This window comes from Aureispira anguillae, from assembly GCF_026000115.1.
GTDB lineage: Bacteria > Bacteroidota > Bacteroidia > Chitinophagales > Saprospiraceae > Aureispira > Aureispira anguillae.
Genome location: NZ_AP026867.1, coordinates 4343054 through 4360257 on the forward strand (window position 1 = coordinate 4343054; position 17204 = coordinate 4360257).

Sequence of the window (17204 nt, forward strand, 5' to 3'; positions counted from 1 at the left end):
AACAATGGATTAATGAAAAAAATGGATAGTAATTAGGCGTTTCGCTTTTTGAAATACTGGCGAAAAGTGGCTTGGTTGGCTAAAAAGAAAAACACTAAAGAAAGCAGCATAAACAAGCATTTTACGCTATCCAATAGAATAATCACTCCCTGCTGGTATTCGATTACTTCTGATAGCGTCATTATGCGATTGGCTTGCTGTTTTAAGCCGATGAATTTTAGTTTTAATACCAAACTATCTATTCCATCACTCAATTGATACAAGCTTACATTAAAGAAAGGAACGATTAATCGTGCAATAACTTTAAACAATGCTTTCATCCTATAGGAATTTTTGCTTTATGATTAGTAACAATAAGATTGTTGTGCCTACCAAGCCTATCGTCAAGTAATCCAGTTTGATTTCTATCACTATAGTTTCAGGTATTAGCATAAAAATAGGGTTTAGTTTTTCATCCTTGGTTTGATTTAGGGTTGCTCTTTTATTCCTCTTTTGATACCACAAAGATGCAGCAAAAAACAGCAAAAAAACGAGTTTTAAACAGGCTTTCAATGCCGTTTTAGGCGTATTTCAGCCAATTACGCCACCCTTCTACAGCCGCTTTTATCCTAGTCTATATGCCGTTTTTGCGGGGGTTCCTAAGGGGGCGCTTTTTTGAATTACGCCTGCTCGGCGTTGCCTTGTTACTTTTTAGGAGTGAGGATAAGGTTTTGAACCTTGTTCAAAGGCTTTGTTTACACCTAAAAGGTGTAAGGTTTAAGTTTTTTGAAGTGTTGTTGTTGATACTCACTAAAAAACAAGTCTATTTTTTATCCATTTATTTGGTCGTTTTTGATTTTATGCCTATTATTAAGTAACTGAAAGTAAAACATATATATTTTTTTATCAGTGCCTGTTTTTTAACAAGCCATTTTTTTTAGAGAAAAAAAGCTTGTTATACTGATAATTGTTCTTTGAACCCGAAGGCTCAGCGAAGCTAAATTTTGCGACATCTTGGAGAGAATAAGGCTCAAACGCACTTTTTGTTGTTTCAAAATGAAAAAACAGAGCTAAAAATGCCCGTTTTTTGCGACATAGTTTTACACCTCTAACACCGATGAATACTGAGTTTTTCAAGTTTCGACCTCTTAAAGTGGTTTTGCAGTTAAAGTAGCATTGAAACTTTTGAGTTTTAACGTTTTCCTCTTATACCATACTTAAAGTGGTTTTGCAGTTAAAGTAGCATTGAAACGGATTATACGAATTATAGATGTTAAACTGTCCCTGGCAGCTTAAAGTGGTTTTGCAGTTAAAGTAGCATTGAAACTTTTTGTGCTCGTTCTATGATGCGTTCTGCATTTGTACAAACCTTAAAGTGGTTTTGCAGTTAAAGTAGCATTGAAACTGGATCAAAGCGAAGTTTTAAGAACTTTGTTCCGCTTAAAGTGGTTTTGCAGTTAAAGTAGCATTGAAACTAAAATCAGTCAACAAAAAGTGACCATTGGTTTCATTTACTTCTTAAAGTGGTTTTGCAGTTAAAGTAGCATTGAAACCTCTTAATCGTGATGATATCTGTATTGTCATCAATGTGGACTTAAAGTGGTTTTGCAGTTAAAGTAGCATTGAAACTTTTTTTTTATTTTTTCTAATGTCTCACTGCTTTCTTAAAGTGGTTTTGCAGTTAAAGTAGCATTGAAACTTTTGGGGAATCGCAAATGATCCCTTCTAAAAAACTTAAAGTGGTTTTGCAGTTAAAGTAGTATTAATCCAATTTATCGCAATCAAGATCATAGAAAAACCGCTATAGCAATGAGCTGTAGCGGTTTTTCTTATTTTAAGCACCATAGTTTTAAAAAATTGCTTTGTATTTTTTCAACTTGAATCGTACGCAATTCAAAGCACTTTTTTGGAGAAATTTAGATTTTCATTTTTCAAACCTTGTATTCATCGGCATTGTAGAATTTTATTTTTCCTGGTAAACTGGAGCTGTTATTCAAATTTGAATTGAACATAAAGAAGCCTTCAATAATTAGTTATTGAAGGCTTCTTTTATGTTTAAACAATACGCTTTATTATCTTATTTTTCTGCTAATAGATGAGCGTTGATTGCTTGTTCCAATTTTTGAAACACATCAAGGCTAACCGAAGCTTTATACTTCAGTAATTCTTCCCCATAATCGTCTATTTCAAAACAGGTCAGCTCTAGCGAATCCTCTTTTAAAGACACTTCTATTTTTTCAAGATAAGAACTCAGCGAAACACTTTTTGTTATTTCCCCCTCTTCCTCTACTATTGTTTTGGTGATCGTTTTCATTTGCCTGTAGTTTTAGCAGCAGCATACTTTTCTTCAGTAGCCTTTAATGTTTTTAATAATTTCTCTCTTGTTTCCTCTAAAGACTTTCTTTCCCGTTCTCGCTCAGATATTTCATACTTAAGTTTAGAGAGTTGAGAGCTACACACACTCAAAAGCCCTTTTTGCCATTTTATAGAATTCCTCCATTTCTCTAATTCACTAGACATCTATCGTTTATTTTTAAATTGAAATAATTTAATCCCTAGCTTGACATGATGCGCCTTTTGCAGTACATCGTAATCATAACCCAGCGCCCAGCCTTTAGCCGAAACAAACTGCAATCCTACCGTAATACTCGAAAATTGGTTGATATTCCCACCGATCCCACCTGTTAGCAACATCGTACTAACAGGCATAGGATAAGGCTTTGAAATCTCAATTGTTTTGGTAATTCGTTTTGGTACTTTTAGCTTATAATCCAAAACATTATTCAAGAGCTGCCCTTTGATCGTAGATTCATAATAGAGCGTCAAATTTTCATCCGCTATACTATCTTGATAGAGCTGTGCTTTTTCATGCACTTGCGTATCTATTTTAGCTGTTGGCAGCCGTTGCCCTGAACTGTCCACATAAATTACAATCGGTTTTGGTACTGCCTGTCTTGGCATACGAATTACGATGGGCGCTGCTGCTGTTGTATCTATCCGAACAATCGTATCTATTCGGGATGGGTACTGCTCCGAGCTGCTCCCCTGTTGCTCGCATTGCTTCAACGTGAGGATATAAGCAAACAAACCTAGGATCACTATAAATTGAAAATTATCTTTATTAAAAAACCCTTTTCCGTACATCTTAAGAATGATATTTGATAAAGTTCTCAATAATATCCACGACATAGGCTGCTATTCGATCTCTGCCCTCTTTGGTCAATAGATATTTTTTACATTCCTGCTCATTGTCCATGAAAAACATTTCCAATAAGATAGCAGGGCAATAGGTCAACGCTACTACGTCCCAATCTTTTCGCTTTACCCCTCGAAAAATGCTCTCTGGAAAATGCTTGTTATAGAGTGTTGCTGTCCAATTTGCCAACGCTTTGCTTTTCGTGCTTGCCCCTCTTGATACAAATACTTCAGAACCTTCGCCCCCTCCTGCATTGGAATGGATTTCGATTAAGAACACCTTACGGCGCTCTCGTCTATAGATGTGATTTGCCCGTGCTACTCGTGTTTTGCGGTTGATGTCCTTTTGCTCTGGCACTAAATCGTAAAATGGTATTCCTTTTTCGGTCAATCGCTCCTGAACTCGATTCTTGATGGCTCGGTTAAATTCTCCTTCATAGATGGTCGTCCCATCTGAAAAAGTGAATCGTTTACCCCTTGTTTGGTATTTCCCACCAATCAAGCCACCATGACCATTCGATATTATAACGATCATCGTTCTTTTGGGTTTAAGTGGTTTAAGTCTGTTCTTTGTTCGCCTTGTACTTCAAATCGGCTTTGATCCAAATAAGCGCTTAATACTCGCTTCGTTTGGCTTTTTTCGTGCTTCGTTAAGATTGTATCTTGGTCGATTCGATCGTTGTATTTTGGCTGATAATGACGTTTTAAAATGCTATTTATCGTTGATAACATTAGGCTCGTTTCTATGATCTCAAATTGCAGCCGATTGCGGTCTAAATGCGACAGCTTGCCATTTTTTTGAAATAAGCGCATTGCTGCCTTATAGATGTTTTGGGATGACCCGATATATAATATCGTTTCTCCTTGGCGCACTAAGTACACGCCTTTTTGATCTCTGTGTCTGCCTAATTTTTTCTGAGGGATGGGAGGTTGAACGGTCAAAGAGGTATCTTTTACGTTCGGCATTCTGTGTGTTTATTAAATTATTAAAATTCCAATGTATCAAAAAATTCGTCTAAATCAATTCTTTTTTTCTTGTTTTTCGTGACCTCTATCACGATCAATTCATCATCACTACCATAATGAATCAATAAACGCCTTCCTTTTAAAGCCTTTGCTACGATAGCAGCCACGTCCCGACCTTCTAATTTTGATTCTACCAGCCCTTTTATTCCTTCTGGAACTACTTGAAGCTGTCTTAAAAACAAGTCCTTTAGCAGCGCTCCTGCGTCCATTTCAATTAGACAGCTTTTCTCTCGATTAAAAATGCTCCCGACTGCCTGTTCTTGCCGTTTAGACAGGATTAAGACCAACTCAAACGGATTCGCTTCACAAGCATCTGCAATCTCCAAAAACAGGTCGTCTATCATGCTGATTAAATCTGCTTTAAGTTCGGGTAGTTTTCTTTTGAATAGTTTTTTTAGTTGTTCTTCTGGTTTTAGTAGTTCGATTAACATTTGTTGTTGTTTTTCTTGGTTTACGATATGGTGTATAGGTTAATTTGCCTGTATTCATCACTAAAGTACAGTAACTATAATTCGGGGCTGTCTGCAACTTTGCATAGGCTTGCTGCATCTGCCTAAAATGCGGTATTTTGTCGCTTTTCTGCTTCGGGGGCGCTACATTATTCTTAAAGAATTTTGCCATCGTTAGAGCGTTCCATGCCCCATTTGGAAACATATTGGGGTCATGAAAAATTAAGCAGAACCATACATCTACATGCTTGGCTCTATAAAAACAAGATTTTTGTGCCTTCGTTAATTTCGAGGTTAGAATATTCGTGGCATCGTCTATGATAAAAAACAGCCCCTTAAAGCGTCCTTTTACTTTTAATTGCTTATAGAGTAAGGTTTCTGTCAATACTTCATCCGCTTCCATTGCTTTTACCTTCTTGCCCCTAAATTTTTTCATGTAGTGCGTTGCAAATTCATAATCTTTGCCTTTGTAGGTAAAAAACAGCTTTTCGCTTTTTTTATCGCTCCATAGCTCTATTTCTTCATAGCCTTGCCAGTCTTCGTCCCGTCCTGAATTGTAGACAAAAACGCTACTTCTTCCACAGTTTTGCACAAACCGTTGTAGATCGTAGGTCTTCCCTGAATGCTGACGACCGAAATACACCAAAAAAAAAGGTTCGTTATTTCCCATAGCCTAATCTTTCTCTAATTTCTTTGTTCGATAATCCTTCATCTATCCACTTCATAACAATCGGGCTAGGCTGCTCATTGGCATGCTCCGTTTTTATAAAGGTGCCCTTTGGTGTGCGATTATACGTGCCTTTGGTCTTGTTTAAGGAGAATATTTTTCGCCCTTCCTGATACTCTTTTAACGCTGAATAATCGCTTTGGGCCTCTCCTGCTACTTCCTCTTGTTCCTCTACATTTTCTCCTTCGGCTGCACTTGGGTTCAAGTCGGTTGAAGTCTCTTTCTTTTCCTCTGTTTTCCCTTTCTTTGAGCTTAATTGATACTTATCCCAAACCGCAAGCCCCAACGGTGGCAGCGCCCACATGCCCAGGGCCATCATTAAGGTGCCAAAAGGCGTTGGTGCCTTGATTTCTTGCGTAGCTAAATATTCCTTTATTGCTGCTATTAGCGTTGCCTTCAAGTCTTCATCTGCCAAATACTCCGCTACATGTTCTCCACTTACTCGACTGCATAATTTTGCCTTCAGTACATCTGCTCCATTTAAAAGGATATGTGCCAGCTTTTCGACATTCTCCATATTCTTAGGACTACTAATCGGCTCTTGTAGCTCTCCTACTGTTGTACTCGATGCTTCAGCACTTTCATCATCTTTGATCTTGTCCAGTGGGTCTTCTCCCTCGTCTATGTTTTCTCCAAAATCAATTTCATCCTCTTCCTCTAGTTCGTCCTCAAAATCTATATCATCAAAATCATCTACATTAAAATCGCTGGTTGGCTCACCTTCTAAATCGTCCTCTAATTCCTCCTTGTCTTCCTCTTCAGATTCTGCTCCTGGACTAAAATTAAAACCTTGCGATTCTAAGTGCTGTTCAAAGTCCGTTTTTTCCTCCGTTTTTTCTTCCTCCTCTAAAGTTGAAAAAACGCTCTTTTCTGCGTTTTCTGCGCCTAGAATCATTTTTTCTTCATTTTCCTCCGATTTTTCTATCATTTTTTTTAGGTTTTTTTTCAGGTTTTTTTCCATTTTTTTTAGAGTACTGTTATCTTTTTTAGCACCTCTTTTAACACCATAATTTGATTGGTTAACCCTACATGATCTGTAAAAGAAGTGCCTTCCATTTCTTCCTCGTCTATGGAGCAAAGGATTCTATTTTCTGCAATTTCTAACTGATCTATTTCCTGTTGGACTACGGCACAAACGGTTGCTCTATCTATTGGGTAGGCGCTATCTGTTTTATGCCTTGCCCCCACGGGCGCTGCCTGAAGGGCTGCATTGCCTTGGATTACTTGTAGCGTGCTTGGCGCTACTAATTTTAAGCTTGTGCCTTTTACTTCGATTAGGTCACCTCTTTTTAACTTAAGTTGTTGAACATTCATCTGAATTGATTTTAGTATGTGTTGGTTTTAAAATTAATGGCGGTTCTTTTTTCTGCTTTGTTTAGCTTGTTTGCTCCGCTTTCTATTCCGTTTGAGCTTATTCATTTGATGGCGCTTTTTTTGAGCTGCTGCCGTATTGATAGAAAGCTGGGGCGCTGGGGCTAAACATTCTGCTACAAATTCATCGTAGTCGTCTATTTCTATGCTTTTGGAGGTTTTGGCGTATGCTGCTTTTTTTGCTGCTATTGATGCTATTCCTGCTTTTTTCGCCTGATCTTGGGCTGCCTGTTCTCGCAATCGTTTTAAGAATTTATAGCTTAAATAAGCAATCAATATTACTATGAACAGCAATAAGATGCTGATCGCAAAAAAAGGAATGCTTACGGCTAGTTTTAAGATGGTCATGCGCTTAATATTTTAGTTATTAATTAATGATGTATACAAAATTATAGCATGACTCTAGCATTTAAAAGCTTTCCTCTTTCACCCCCTCTATTTAATGGCGTAATTGAGCATTCTCCTGCCACCAACTAAAAAAGCACCCCGTTTTTGAGGTGCTTCTTTAGTTTTTAGTAAAATTTTTGTGTGGAAGTTGTTTTAGTCTTGTTTTTTTATCATAAAAAACTGCCTTTAGCCTTAATAGCTGCCATAGATATATAAATTTATTCGAGTATCTTTAAGCTATCAAATTCATCAATACTAATGTCTAAGTCCTCGTCTTCATCCAAGTCTTCTATTTTTATTACTAAAGTCTTTTTTAATTCCATTTCGACAACATCTTCAATTTGGTAATAATGTTTATTTAATTCATTAGCGATGTTTAGTGGTGGTATACTTCCATGTTCCGCCCAATAATCGCCTTTAAAAACTGCATAATCAATAGATGCTGTAGCTTTAACAGTTATTGGAACAAAAAACTTATCATCAATAAACTGAATTTCAGTAGTTTCAACTTTAGTTTTAGGATCATCAATAGCCCAAATTGCACCTTCATTATTATCTGACATAAGAGATGGATCGGTAAATTCCAAATATGTTACTTGATTTGTATACTTGAATACAGCATCTTTAATTGAATCAATATTATTGATGATAATTTCTTTGGCGGTTAATATTTTAGAAACCTTATCTTGCGTTTCTAATTTTTCTTTATACTTTTTTAGAGCTTCCTTATATATTTCAGAAGCTATAAATTCTCTTAATGATTCATACAGTATAATATTAGGATTAGCATTACATTTTTCTCCTAGATTTTTATCTCCAGATACAAAATGTACTTTATTATCTTTTGCAAGTTGTGTAATTGTCATATAAATAAAGGCATCTGGAATATCTTCTCTTTTCTTTAAACTTTTAAAGGGTTTTTCTCCAGAAAAATATGCTTCAAAAACTTTTATACTGTCAGCCGAAGAGTATTGATGAAGAGTTGCTTTCGATTCTTTAATAAATTCATACCAAAGAGTTTCATTTGACTTCTCTAATTCATTAAACAATTTTTTTGTTGCTTCTGCTAGCCCCATAGCTGCATTAAATCCGTTTGTATCTACTCCTTTTCTATCAAACGATTTTAATTTTCTTTGAAAAGTATTAAGTTCTTTTTTCAAATCATCAATACATGCCGTTGAGGTTTCCTTATATACGAACCAAGGAATGTGAAGAAAAATAAGCCCCTCTCTTCCTAATGCCTTAATAGAACTTATATTCTCTTTGTTTAGTCCTCTATCTTGTTTGTATTCTGTGCTATCTATTATGAGAATCATTTCAATAAATTTTGTAAAAAAGTTGTAAGTTATTTAGTTCATTTGGTGGTTATTTACCATCACCATAACAAGTATATTGTTAAACACATTTTTCGTATTTAAAAAACAACAATATATATAAAAAGCAAAGTGTAGAAAAATAAATTTCACAATACTTTCGATTTAATAACCTAATTAAGCACTCTCTAACCTGTCAACTAAAAAAGCACCCCATTTTTGAGGTGCTTCTTTAATTTTTTACTGAAATAAATTCCTTAGAAATGTTTGCGCATTTGGATCAGTAGTTTATCAAACAGTGGTACTACTGCCTTTAGTTCTGTTGGGGTCATGTATTGTACCGAGTGATACTTGGTTTTTGTTAAAAACACATTTTGTATCTTCAGCTCCTTTAGCTTATAGGAGATATACTGCTCAAATAGTCGAGCAAAGATTTCATTTCTTCTTAGAAAATAATCCAAGTAACGTTCTGGTATAGCCTCTCTAATTCGCTTTACATAAGCTGAATCTAATTGCTTCTTGCTATTCCAATAAGCTTTTTCTAAGATGGATTCCATCAAATAGCGCATCGGGTATTTTTTAGAATCGTACTGAATGCGCCTAGGATCTGTTGAGCGCCCATTAGACAAAGCATAGATTTTATTCGTTTCTATCCTTGCTCCAAAGAAATAATCCAAGAAATGACCGTATTCATGCGCAAAGGAACCTACCCCACCTGAATGAACAAAACGAGTTGGTTTGCTCATTGGTTTAATGAATCGGTGCGCTTCTTTGTAACGAGTCATGTTGATAATGTTCGTTGATGGCTCATAATGTGCCAACGCTCCTTTTTGTCCTCTTGCTCCAAAGGCTACCCCTAAATGCTTGTCTAAGCCTAAATTATGCCCTTTAAAGCGCAATACACGGTTTAAGTCGTAGAGACAAACTGCTAGGGCTGCTAAATAGTTGAAACGGTCTTCATGCGTCACCCAGTTGCCAAATTGATAGCCTTTCAGGCGGAATACTTCAGAAACATCTCGAACGTCTTTGATCTTTTTTAGATCATCGCTTATCGCTCCTTGTCTGAACTCTTTGTAAATCGCTGCAAATCCTTGACACTTCCACCATTGCTCTGCTTTTGATCCTCCCTCTGGGCGTAAGGTATCTATAATTTTCATTTGCGCTTTGATTTTGATTTAGTTTTTAATTTTCCTAGTTTTTTCAACTTGCTTTGATTCAGCAGAGAATCAGGAATACCTTTGCCCAAAATTTGTTCGTCTTTGCCAAGTTTTGCCCTCGTCTTTTTTAAGTTTTTCATGTGGTTTTGGTTTTTTGAATTAATGATTTTCCCAAAATGTAAGCCTTCTTTTTTTGCCTTGCAAGCTTTGTTACCCCTCCTCCTTTTTTTAATGGCGTAATTCGGCAGTTTATTGGAAAGAGCGATAAGAAATGGATGTTTTGAAATTACATTCCTTTTTTTTGATTTGAAGCAAACATAGTTTATATCTTGTCCATTCCTTAAATTGTACATACAACAACAATGTTAACTATTCACTAAAAAGAAAAAATGAAACAATACGAAATACTTGATGAAGATTTAGAATTTAATAATTATAAAATAGCTGGTAAAGGAGCAAGATTAGGGAATTTCATAATTGATACAATTGGATACTTCTTTATCGTTTTTCTTCACGCAATGGTTTTAGATGGTTGGTTAGGTCTAATTCCTGAGGATGGTTCTCCATTTCTTGGATTTTATTCTTTCTTTTTATATGTCATGTATCATGCAATACCTGAACATTTCTTAAAAAAAACACCAGGAAAGTATGTTACCAATACTATCGTTGTAAAAGAGGATGAGAATCAACTCAGTTTCAAAGATATTTTAATTCGTAATATCTGTAGATTAATACCTTTTGATACTATCTCGTTTTTAATATCAAAAAATGGTTGGCATGACAAAATATCAAAAACGAAAGTAGTTTATGGACAATAAAAGCAACCCTTTTTTTGAGCTGCTTTTATTCTTCTTTTTTGTTATTAAAAAACCAGTTCTTTACTTCTTGAATAATTGCCATATTCTGCCTTGGGATTGGTCAACAAAAATTCTATTGTTTGATAAATAAATTCCTTTGATTTTTCTGTCCCAAATGGACTATTTAAATATGCCAATAAGCCTTCTTTTTGTACTTGATTAAAATAACTTGAATATGCCTTTTGTCCATGCTCAATTTCTTCCTTTTCGCTCCGACAATAATTCACAATATAAGCTCGTTTCCGACTCTCATAAGCCGTCGCATTTTCGCCCAAATTATAAGGCAATAGCTCTATTTTTCGGGTCGAATTTTTGTAATGAACTTTCATTTTATTGTAATAGGACAGCTCCTTTTTTGTCTGGACAACAATCGGAACTCGAATAAATTTCATGCGGATGGCTTCATAAAATTTTGTTTTAATCCTTGCTACTTCCTCTTGATGCCTTAATAAAATCTTTTGGCGATTGCTTGACCATCGGCTCAGCTTCGCTACCCCTACCGATAGGGGGAGGAGTATCAATATAAAATAAATCATAGTGGTAGTTTGTTTCTAACTTTTTAAGAATCAACACTAGCCAAACTACCACTTAAGGTTTTTTGGTAGTTTCAAAAGCTTTTTTGGTAGTTTTAAGCCTTCCCTTTTTTGAAGAGTGCCAGTGTTGCTTGGCTGTAGTATTTTTTGTAATTGATAATTGTTGTTTTGGCGATCCCTGTCTTTTTCCTTATTTGGGAATAGCTTTTCCCTGCCAATAATAGTTGTTTAACCAATAAGAATTTTTTAGCGTCTAATTGCTTGGCTTTAGCGATCAAGTTTTCTTGGTCGGTCAATTCTACCAAGTTTTCTTCTTTCACGATTTCCCATTCCAAGCCCTCTCCTGCTGTTGGTATCGTGTAGACAATTTGTCCCGTATTCGTTGATTCTATTTTCTTGATTTGGCTGTCCATATCTTATCCTTAAGCTGTTGCCTTTTTCTGCTTGTAATAGGCGCTTATCTTCAAAAAATATTCTATAAAAATAATCTATTGTTATACTCGGTTGTTCTGATAAATCAAAATAGAAAAACCATACCAAAGGATTTATCTTTTTATAGGTTTGATACTTGGTTATATTCGCCGTACTATGGGTATCAAATGCGATTAATAGGCGCATTAAATCTGTTTTAACCTGCTGCTTTTCCATCGCTTCAAATACATCATTTAATTGATATGAGCGACTCTGCAAACGAAACCCTAACAAGGTTCTAAATAGTTGATGAAGGGCTTTTAATTGCCCTTGCTTGATCTCTTGTTCTGTCTTTAGCATCATCAAGTATATTTAAAACCCTTTGTCCAATGAATGATCTTTCCTTCAAAACCTCCCTCAAAATAAGTTAAGAACTCTTCCAAGCTATCAAAGCCATCATTTTCCGCAAGTTCTTCTATATCGTCATGATCCAAGCCTTTTCCATCAATAATAACAGAATATATATATCCTTCTACTGGAAAATCATCAACTCTCACATTTATCTTTATGCTCTGAATCGCTGTAACAGGAAGAATTGGCGCAAACTGAAAACGATTCTCATTGTATGGATTAATGATAAAATGAATCAAACTGCCTTCCTGCCATCTATCTTTTCCATCCCTCCTTATCGTATGCTTTTTGGGGGCAAGGTTCTTTGTTTCTGTTCCTTCCCAATAGTTACCAAATTGATTTTTATAAGCATTCGCATAGAGGTATAAGTCTTTCCATTCTACATCTAACGATTGCCATATCTTTTCTATAAAGCAATTCGCTTTACCCTTTTCTTTTTCCTTAAATATTAAATTCATTTTATCTATTATTGATTGGTTTAAGTTTTTGTTGAAGTCTTCTTCTTTTCCCTTATATAGCGCCTTAGATAGTACAGATAGCCCACTATAGCTAAACAATAAATTGCTCCTATTTCTGCCAACATGCAGCCACCTAAGACGTATAAGGTTAATTCTGGAATACATTGGAATGCGCCAGCTATCAACCATATTAAAACACTAAATGCCAATAACCCTATTCCATTGATGATAACATCTGCTCTACTCTCCATTTCTCAACTTATATTCAAAACCTGATTGATACAAGTGATACGCCTGTCCCCACATTTTGCGTATGGCTATTTGTTCCAAACTATTTATATCAATTGGTTCTGTCAATTGAAAAGGAACAAAACGGCGGTTGTTTGTAATGCCTTTCAGTACCTCTATTCGATTTGTTGTGCCACAAAAGTTCGCTATTCTTGAATATACCTTACTAGATTTTTCATAATGCCATCTTGCCTTCACTCTTGGCATTGTGATCGCACTTTTTAAGGACTCCCAATCTTTCTCCTTATCTAGTATGCTAAATTGTTCGTCCAACACGATAATAAAAGTATCTGATAGCATCATCATACTATCTTTATTTTTCAGATCAATATGCCCTATGAATATGTATTCAGGACTAAACAAGGAGGTAAAAAAGCTTGTTTTATTCATTCCCTGACCGCCACACAAAACCAAGCAATTAGGATTTGTATTCTTACCCGTTTCGTATAGATTTGCTATGGATGCTACCACCCACTTTTTAAACATCTGGTCAAATACTCCTGGGGCGGAATTGGTCGGTACTAGTTTTGAAACTTCTTCTATATAATCTCTTGTTTCTCCTGCTACTTCTTCAGAGAATTCCTTTAATAATTTTTTTAATGCTTCCATTTTTTTGTTTTATCTTGATAATTTAATTTTTAAGTATTGATCTCTTTTAGTTGCTGAAGGATAGAAAACACATAGCAGCTCTAACCTCTCTTAGCTTTTGAGTAAAGCGTTTTATTCGCATTGCTTCAGACAGGCAGAACAAACGCATGTTCACTAACTCTATGGATGCTCCTCGCTTGATCCTATTGGCTTGATAATTGGTAAACAGGTGCTTTTTCTTTATAAGTTCAGCATCTGACATTTCTAAAAAAAGTACTAGTATTTCTACCTCGATTGATTCCTCTATTCTTTTTTTATCGTTCATCTTTTGGGCTTAATTAATTGCCATTTATAAGCGTTTTACTAGCCAGTATCGACCCCTTTTATTATCTGAAGGGCGCACTACTGTTTTTTGAATAAAGGATAGAAAATTCATAGCTCTACCCACTTTTGCTATGCTCACTTCTCTACCTATGTTATAATCCTTATCTAACTTATTCCAAATCTCTTTGCTCGACCATAGCTCCATTTCTTCCCCCTGCGATGGCTCAAACATATCCATGATTAAATAATGCTCATTATTCAGCTTCTTAAAACCCTGTTGATATTTATCTATTTGGCTTTTCTCTTTTGCATTAGGCAGATAGAACCAATTCGATTGGTATAGTTGATAGGCTTGCCCCCACATTTTCCGTATATCTATCTTTTTCAAGCCATTTATATTGATTGGCTCTGTTAACTGAAAAGGGACAAAACGGCGGTTGCCTGTATCATCTTGTAAAATTTCTATTCGATTGGCCGTACCGCAGAAATTGGCGATCCGTGGCCGTAACTTGCTATGCTTTGCATAAACCCAACGGGCCTTTATTCGGGGCATCGTTATCGCACTCTTTAGCGACTCCCAATCCTTCTCTTTATCCAGTACACTAAATTGCTCATCCAACAGCACGATAAAAGTATCCGATAGCATTATCATACTATCTTTGTTTTTCAGATCAATATGCCCTGTGAATATGTATTCAGAGCTAAACAAGGACGTAAAGAAGGTTGTTTTGTTCGTTCCTTGATTCCCACATAGGATTATACAATGATGATTCGTGCATTGTTCCTCTACAAAAACATTGGCTACAGATGCTACCAACCACTTTTTAAAAATCGTTAGGAATAGATTTTTGGGTGCATCTGTTTTCACAAACTTAGCTACTTGGGCTATATAGTCTGTTTTATCATTTCCTAAACTATTGCCCCAACCTTCAAACATTTCCTTTAAGGGATGTACTTGTTTTGAAAAATGAGATAGGATAATACTTTCCAATTTGTTAGGTGTACATTTTACTCCATGAAACATTAGAGAGCGTACGATCTCATTGTATTCTACTTTATCTATTGCTTTGTACTTCTTGTCCTCCTTCATCTTGTATTCTTCTCTATCCTTCAGTATATTGATTCTAAAATCCATATACTTTTTTAAGGTTGCTTCTACTTCTTTTTGATACCATATCGCTTCCTTTATCTTTTTATCTAGTCCCTCTATTTCACTATCATCCAATTCAGGTATGGATATGGTTCGCTTTTCTGTTTCCTTTGCTTGATATAACTCTGGCTTATACTCTTTCTTTTTCGGCTTACTTTTTCCTCCTGTCTTCCCGTTCTCTTTTTTCCATGTCGCATAGATGCCTACTTCTTTTATATTTGTATACGCCCATTCTACAACATCAAAAGCTTTCTTCAGATTGGTATCTACTGTAACCAAATTTGCTTCTACAAAATAGAGGCAGTCTTCTTTGGGAATGCCAAATTTTACGCACTCTATACTAAATTGCTTTCTGAACTCATGCCGTTGACCATCTACAAAACTATATCCATTCGATTCTATTCGATTTATTGCCTTTGTTATATCGTCTAAATCTACCTCTTGTGCAATCACTTGCCTAGGCGTTGATTCTTTCTTCTTTTCTTCAAATAAGGTTTGTTGCACCTCAAAAGCTTTGCTCGCTTCATTGTGATACAATTGAGAATCAACAGAAACAAAGCACAATCTATTAAAATTACTACTTGATTTATCGTCCTCTATTCCTGTTAATTCTTGATAATAAGCCCTTACGGCCTGAAATGCGTTGCTATGCTTTTGTGCATCACTATTCGTCGTTTTAACGAACACTTTATATCCTGCATTAGAAGGCGAAAAAAAGCAAGCATAAGTATAAGGGCAGGACTTTACGTCCGAGGCTAAAAACATTAATTCTTCATTCTTTAAACCATCATAGTCCAGTACTACTATTCCATTGTATTCTAACAAATGGCGCTTCGTTGGTGGTATCGGTTTGCGCTCTCCATCTTTTGTCGTCCATGCTTGTCCAAATTTCCCCGATGGTGTAAAACAAGCCAGTCCTACTTTTAATTTTTGATAGGCTCGTTTCCCTTTAAAATTTAGAGCATTTCTACAGGCTACAACGCTTGGAGTGTACACACCTTTCTTTATCTGATTGATAATTTCTGACAGCTCATAATGTCCTTTCTGTGTTTTGTATAGCCCATTTAATAAGGTAACATTCATAATATGTTTTTATGGGAGTATGTTTTCTCTATCTATTTTTTATTGGCTCTCCACTTTTAGATAGATTCTTTCTTCTTCGTTTTCTCAGTTCTTCTACTTTCTTTTACTACTGAAGTATAAGCCCCTGATTTTATCTTTTCCATTACTTGTTTTAATGAATTTGATTGCATTTCTTTTTTTTTCATAATTCAGTATTCGCTTTTTCCCCTTCCTTTCGCAACTTCAAAAACTGCCTAACACTCATTACATCTATCGAGCAATCATACTCTAATACTAGCTCTTTTAGTGTCTTTCCCACTATTGGCGCTATTGCCCGTAATAGCTCAAAAGGAATCCGACTCGGTACGTTCAAGGCTCTTGTGATGTTATACTTTTTTACATTTGGTAGCTCATTTGCCAACTCATATAAATTGTTAAATTCTTGCGTTGTTAACGTACTTTCACAATATTGGCGAAATGTTTGCTTTGATACTTTCATATAATTTGTTTTTAAATATGGCGATGCCCTACCGCTTTTTTGCAGTACTTTTTTTATCATCGACCTTGTTTGGATTAATTAGATGAGTGGAGGGAATCGAACCCCCAAAATAACACCCCTGATATTTCACTTCCTAGAAGTCACTCAAACTGTTCGACCCTACATCCCTCAATGTTGAGTAAACTAATAGTTGGTATTGCGGACACCTACTATTTTTTTTATATCTTAGTAAATATTTTAACATTTTCTTAAGCTTGATTGCATGTTCTTTTTTCATACTTTTTTAAATCTCGCTTACACAAATATAGATTCTTTTTATTCATTAAGCAAATTATAATTCATTATTTTAATAAATTATAATTCATCTTTAAAGAATTAATTCATTTAACCCCCTTCGAAAAACCAAACAAATGGCTATAAACGAAAGACTTAAACAAATTCTTTTTGAATTAGATAAAAATGCAAAAGAATTAGCAAATGAATTAAAAGTAACCCCTACAACCATCTCCAAAACACTAAAAGGAGATACCCTACCTAGTTCTAAGTTATTAATTCCTTTAGGTGAAAAATTAGGCATCAGTATAGATTGGCTGTTATTTGGAAAAAGAGATATGTTTATAGATGGACATGCTCAGGATTATCACACACCAATAAACGATCCTAACAGCAACAAGAGCAAAAGTAAATGTATCAACCAAATCGACAAGGAGAGAATTAGGCATTTAGAGCAGCAAATTAAACTACTTACCCTTTCTATTGAAGATAAAAATAAAAGAATCGAAGATAAAGAAGAGCTAATAAAGCTCCTGAAAAACTCAAAAAACAACTAGTTTTTAGCCAAAAATGCTTAAAACACACCTCGTTTTGAAAAATATGTGCGACTCAAAACGCTACAAAACAACGACTTAAACACTTAAGCACATAATCACCCTTAACCCTTATATATATATAAAGTAAAGAGTATATAGGGGGAAAGCGAATAAAAATCACAATCGACTGTAAATCAATAATTTGTATAG

25 protein-coding genes and 1 CRISPR repeat array are annotated in these 17204 nt (G+C 35.4%); of the genes, 2 read left to right on the forward strand and 23 right to left on the reverse strand.

All coding sequences use genetic code 11. The annotated features are described in order from the left end of the window. Positions 1-32: 32 nt before the first annotated feature. The 14 genes from AsAng_RS17130 to AsAng_RS17195 all read right to left on the reverse strand — a co-directional run bounded on the left by AsAng_RS17130 (position 33) and on the right by AsAng_RS17195 (position 9957). Positions 33-320 (reverse strand): hypothetical protein, encoded by a 288-nt coding sequence (locus tag AsAng_RS17130; RefSeq protein WP_264788327.1) that lies wholly within the window; start codon positions 318-320, stop codon positions 33-35. A gap of 806 nt (positions 321-1126) precedes the next feature. Further along, positions 1127-1748: direct repeats of the CRISPR family, unit length 36 nt; unit sequence CTTAAAGTGGTTTTGCAGTTAAAGTAGCATTGAAAC. A gap of 308 nt (positions 1749-2056) precedes the next feature. Beyond that, on the reverse strand, positions 2057-2293 hold the full coding sequence (locus AsAng_RS17135; RefSeq protein ID WP_264788328.1) for a hypothetical protein: 237 nt from the start codon (positions 2291-2293) through the stop codon (positions 2057-2059). Beyond that, positions 2290-2499, reverse strand: coding sequence for a hypothetical protein (locus AsAng_RS17140; protein ID WP_264788329.1), 210 nt, complete (start codon positions 2497-2499; stop codon positions 2290-2292). Before AsAng_RS17140 ends, AsAng_RS17135 begins: the two co-directional genes overlap by 4 nt. Further along, positions 2500-3123 carry a hypothetical protein gene (locus tag AsAng_RS17145; RefSeq protein WP_264788330.1) on the reverse strand — a complete coding sequence of 208 codons (624 nt, stop codon included), beginning with the start codon at positions 3121-3123 and terminating at the stop codon, positions 2500-2502. It abuts the gene before it with no gap. A gap of 1 nt (position 3124) precedes the next feature. After that, positions 3125-3709 carry an N-acetylmuramoyl-L-alanine amidase gene (locus tag AsAng_RS17150; protein WP_264788331.1) on the reverse strand — a complete coding sequence of 195 codons (585 nt, stop codon included), beginning with the start codon at positions 3707-3709 and terminating at the stop codon, positions 3125-3127. Further along, on the reverse strand, positions 3706-4140 hold the full coding sequence (locus AsAng_RS17155) for a hypothetical protein (RefSeq protein WP_264788332.1): 435 nt from the start codon (positions 4138-4140) through the stop codon (positions 3706-3708). Before AsAng_RS17155 ends, AsAng_RS17150 begins: the two co-directional genes overlap by 4 nt. Before the next feature lie 20 nt (positions 4141-4160). Then, positions 4161-4631 carry a hypothetical protein gene (locus tag AsAng_RS17160; protein WP_264788333.1) on the reverse strand — a complete coding sequence of 157 codons (471 nt, stop codon included), beginning with the start codon at positions 4629-4631 and terminating at the stop codon, positions 4161-4163. After that, positions 4561-5319: a hypothetical protein gene (locus AsAng_RS17165; RefSeq protein WP_264788334.1), complete on the reverse strand. Its 759-nt coding sequence runs from the start codon at positions 5317-5319 to the stop codon at positions 4561-4563. The genes AsAng_RS17160 and AsAng_RS17165 overlap by 71 nt, the downstream gene beginning before the upstream one ends. Next, positions 5309-6304, reverse strand: a complete 996-nt coding sequence (locus AsAng_RS17170; RefSeq protein WP_264788335.1) for a hypothetical protein — start codon at positions 6302-6304, stop codon at positions 5309-5311. The genes AsAng_RS17165 and AsAng_RS17170 overlap by 11 nt, the downstream gene beginning before the upstream one ends. A 38-nt stretch (positions 6305-6342) precedes the next feature. After that, entirely contained in the window at positions 6343-6690 is a 348-nt protein-coding gene (locus AsAng_RS17175; RefSeq protein ID WP_264788336.1) for a hypothetical protein, read from the reverse strand. Positions 6691-6723: 33 nt separating this feature from the next. Beyond that, positions 6724-7095, reverse strand: coding sequence for a hypothetical protein (locus tag AsAng_RS17180; protein WP_264788337.1), 372 nt, complete (start codon positions 7093-7095; stop codon positions 6724-6726). A gap of 257 nt (positions 7096-7352) precedes the next feature. Next, entirely contained in the window at positions 7353-8450 is a 1098-nt protein-coding gene (locus AsAng_RS17185; protein ID WP_264788338.1) for a PIN domain-containing protein, read from the reverse strand. Positions 8451-8704: 254 nt separating this feature from the next. Continuing rightward, entirely contained in the window at positions 8705-9604 is a 900-nt protein-coding gene (locus AsAng_RS17190; protein ID WP_264788339.1) for an LPD1 domain-containing protein, read from the reverse strand. Next, entirely contained in the window at positions 9601-9957 is a 357-nt protein-coding gene (locus AsAng_RS17195) for a hypothetical protein (RefSeq protein WP_264788340.1), read from the reverse strand. The genes AsAng_RS17190 and AsAng_RS17195 overlap by 4 nt, the downstream gene beginning before the upstream one ends. 36 nt (positions 9958-9993) lie before the next feature. Here AsAng_RS17195 and AsAng_RS17200 point away from each other — a divergent pair, with 36 nt between their 5' ends. Beyond that, positions 9994-10422, forward strand: coding sequence for an RDD family protein (locus tag AsAng_RS17200; protein ID WP_264788341.1), 429 nt, complete (start codon positions 9994-9996; stop codon positions 10420-10422). A 44-nt stretch (positions 10423-10466) separates the two neighbouring features. On the opposite strand, the gene AsAng_RS17205 is transcribed toward AsAng_RS17200, so the two are convergent. The 9 genes from AsAng_RS17205 to AsAng_RS17245 all read right to left on the reverse strand — a co-directional run bounded on the left by AsAng_RS17205 (position 10467) and on the right by AsAng_RS17245 (position 16185). Then, positions 10467-10997: a hypothetical protein gene (locus tag AsAng_RS17205; RefSeq protein WP_264788342.1), complete on the reverse strand. Its 531-nt coding sequence runs from the start codon at positions 10995-10997 to the stop codon at positions 10467-10469. A gap of 92 nt (positions 10998-11089) precedes the next feature. Then, positions 11090-11407, reverse strand: a complete 318-nt coding sequence (locus AsAng_RS17210) for a hypothetical protein (protein ID WP_264788343.1) — start codon at positions 11405-11407, stop codon at positions 11090-11092. A gap of 360 nt (positions 11408-11767) precedes the next feature. Continuing rightward, positions 11768-12274, reverse strand: coding sequence for a hypothetical protein (locus tag AsAng_RS17215; RefSeq protein WP_264788344.1), 507 nt, complete (start codon positions 12272-12274; stop codon positions 11768-11770). A 20-nt stretch (positions 12275-12294) separates the two neighbouring features. Then, the gene (locus tag AsAng_RS17220) at positions 12295-12525 is read right to left on the reverse strand and encodes a hypothetical protein (protein WP_264788345.1); all 231 of its coding nucleotides are present in this window, start codon (positions 12523-12525) and stop codon (positions 12295-12297) included. Continuing rightward, positions 12515-13171, reverse strand: a complete 657-nt coding sequence (locus AsAng_RS17225; protein ID WP_264788346.1) for a virulence-associated E family protein — start codon at positions 13169-13171, stop codon at positions 12515-12517. Before AsAng_RS17225 ends, AsAng_RS17220 begins: the two co-directional genes overlap by 11 nt. A gap of 46 nt (positions 13172-13217) precedes the next feature. Further along, positions 13218-13475: a hypothetical protein gene (locus tag AsAng_RS17230; RefSeq protein ID WP_264788347.1), complete on the reverse strand. Its 258-nt coding sequence runs from the start codon at positions 13473-13475 to the stop codon at positions 13218-13220. A gap of 24 nt (positions 13476-13499) precedes the next feature. Further along, a complete protein-coding gene (locus AsAng_RS17235) occupies positions 13500-15707 on the reverse strand; it encodes a VapE domain-containing protein (RefSeq protein WP_264788348.1) in 2208 nt (735 codons plus the stop codon). A 56-nt stretch (positions 15708-15763) separates the two neighbouring features. Then, positions 15764-15892 (reverse strand): hypothetical protein, encoded by a 129-nt coding sequence (locus AsAng_RS17240; protein ID WP_264788349.1) that lies wholly within the window; start codon positions 15890-15892, stop codon positions 15764-15766. After that, positions 15889-16185 (reverse strand): hypothetical protein, encoded by a 297-nt coding sequence (locus AsAng_RS17245; protein ID WP_264788350.1) that lies wholly within the window; start codon positions 16183-16185, stop codon positions 15889-15891. The genes AsAng_RS17240 and AsAng_RS17245 overlap by 4 nt, the downstream gene beginning before the upstream one ends. Positions 16186-16595: 410 nt before the next feature. Between AsAng_RS17245 and AsAng_RS17250 the strand changes: the two genes are divergently transcribed. Beyond that, positions 16596-17015 carry a helix-turn-helix domain-containing protein gene (locus AsAng_RS17250; RefSeq protein ID WP_264788351.1) on the forward strand — a complete coding sequence of 140 codons (420 nt, stop codon included), beginning with the start codon at positions 16596-16598 and terminating at the stop codon, positions 17013-17015. Positions 17016-17204: the final 189 nt, after the last annotated feature.

Coding starts and splice junctions, on each gene's coding strand:
- AsAng_RS17130 (WP_264788327.1), bottom strand. CDS start 320: ATGAAAGCATTGTTTAAAGTTATTGCACGATTAATCGTTCCTTTCTTT.
- AsAng_RS17135 (WP_264788328.1), bottom strand. CDS start 2,293: ATGAAAACGATCACCAAAACAATAGTAGAGGAAGAGGGGGAAATAACA.
- AsAng_RS17140 (WP_264788329.1), bottom strand. CDS start 2,499: ATGTCTAGTGAATTAGAGAAATGGAGGAATTCTATAAAATGGCAAAAA.
- AsAng_RS17145 (WP_264788330.1), bottom strand. CDS start 3,123: ATGTACGGAAAAGGGTTTTTTAATAAAGATAATTTTCAATTTATAGTG.
- AsAng_RS17150 (WP_264788331.1), bottom strand. CDS start 3,709: ATGATCGTTATAATATCGAATGGTCATGGTGGCTTGATTGGTGGGAAA.
- AsAng_RS17155 (WP_264788332.1), bottom strand. CDS start 4,140: ATGCCGAACGTAAAAGATACCTCTTTGACCGTTCAACCTCCCATCCCT.
- AsAng_RS17160 (WP_264788333.1), bottom strand. CDS start 4,631: ATGTTAATCGAACTACTAAAACCAGAAGAACAACTAAAAAAACTATTC.
- AsAng_RS17165 (WP_264788334.1), bottom strand. CDS start 5,319: ATGGGAAATAACGAACCTTTTTTTTTGGTGTATTTCGGTCGTCAGCAT.
- AsAng_RS17170 (WP_264788335.1), bottom strand. CDS start 6,304: ATGATAGAAAAATCGGAGGAAAATGAAGAAAAAATGATTCTAGGCGCA.
- AsAng_RS17175 (WP_264788336.1), bottom strand. CDS start 6,690: ATGAATGTTCAACAACTTAAGTTAAAAAGAGGTGACCTAATCGAAGTA.
- AsAng_RS17180 (WP_264788337.1), bottom strand. CDS start 7,095: ATGACCATCTTAAAACTAGCCGTAAGCATTCCTTTTTTTGCGATCAGC.
- AsAng_RS17185 (WP_264788338.1), bottom strand. CDS start 8,450: ATGATTCTCATAATAGATAGCACAGAATACAAACAAGATAGAGGACTA.
- AsAng_RS17190 (WP_264788339.1), bottom strand. CDS start 9,604: ATGAAAATTATAGATACCTTACGCCCAGAGGGAGGATCAAAAGCAGAG.
- AsAng_RS17195 (WP_264788340.1), bottom strand. CDS start 9,957: ATGTACAATTTAAGGAATGGACAAGATATAAACTATGTTTGCTTCAAA.
- AsAng_RS17200 (WP_264788341.1), top strand. CDS start 9,994: ATGAAACAATACGAAATACTTGATGAAGATTTAGAATTTAATAATTAT.
- AsAng_RS17205 (WP_264788342.1), bottom strand. CDS start 10,997: ATGATTTATTTTATATTGATACTCCTCCCCCTATCGGTAGGGGTAGCG.
- AsAng_RS17210 (WP_264788343.1), bottom strand. CDS start 11,407: ATGGACAGCCAAATCAAGAAAATAGAATCAACGAATACGGGACAAATT.
- AsAng_RS17215 (WP_264788344.1), bottom strand. CDS start 12,274: ATGAATTTAATATTTAAGGAAAAAGAAAAGGGTAAAGCGAATTGCTTT.
- AsAng_RS17220 (WP_264788345.1), bottom strand. CDS start 12,525: ATGGAGAGTAGAGCAGATGTTATCATCAATGGAATAGGGTTATTGGCA.
- AsAng_RS17225 (WP_264788346.1), bottom strand. CDS start 13,171: ATGGAAGCATTAAAAAAATTATTAAAGGAATTCTCTGAAGAAGTAGCA.
- AsAng_RS17230 (WP_264788347.1), bottom strand. CDS start 13,475: ATGAACGATAAAAAAAGAATAGAGGAATCAATCGAGGTAGAAATACTA.
- AsAng_RS17235 (WP_264788348.1), bottom strand. CDS start 15,707: ATGAATGTTACCTTATTAAATGGGCTATACAAAACACAGAAAGGACAT.
- AsAng_RS17240 (WP_264788349.1), bottom strand. CDS start 15,892: ATGAAAAAAAAAGAAATGCAATCAAATTCATTAAAACAAGTAATGGAA.
- AsAng_RS17245 (WP_264788350.1), bottom strand. CDS start 16,185: ATGAAAGTATCAAAGCAAACATTTCGCCAATATTGTGAAAGTACGTTA.
- AsAng_RS17250 (WP_264788351.1), top strand. CDS start 16,596: ATGGCTATAAACGAAAGACTTAAACAAATTCTTTTTGAATTAGATAAA.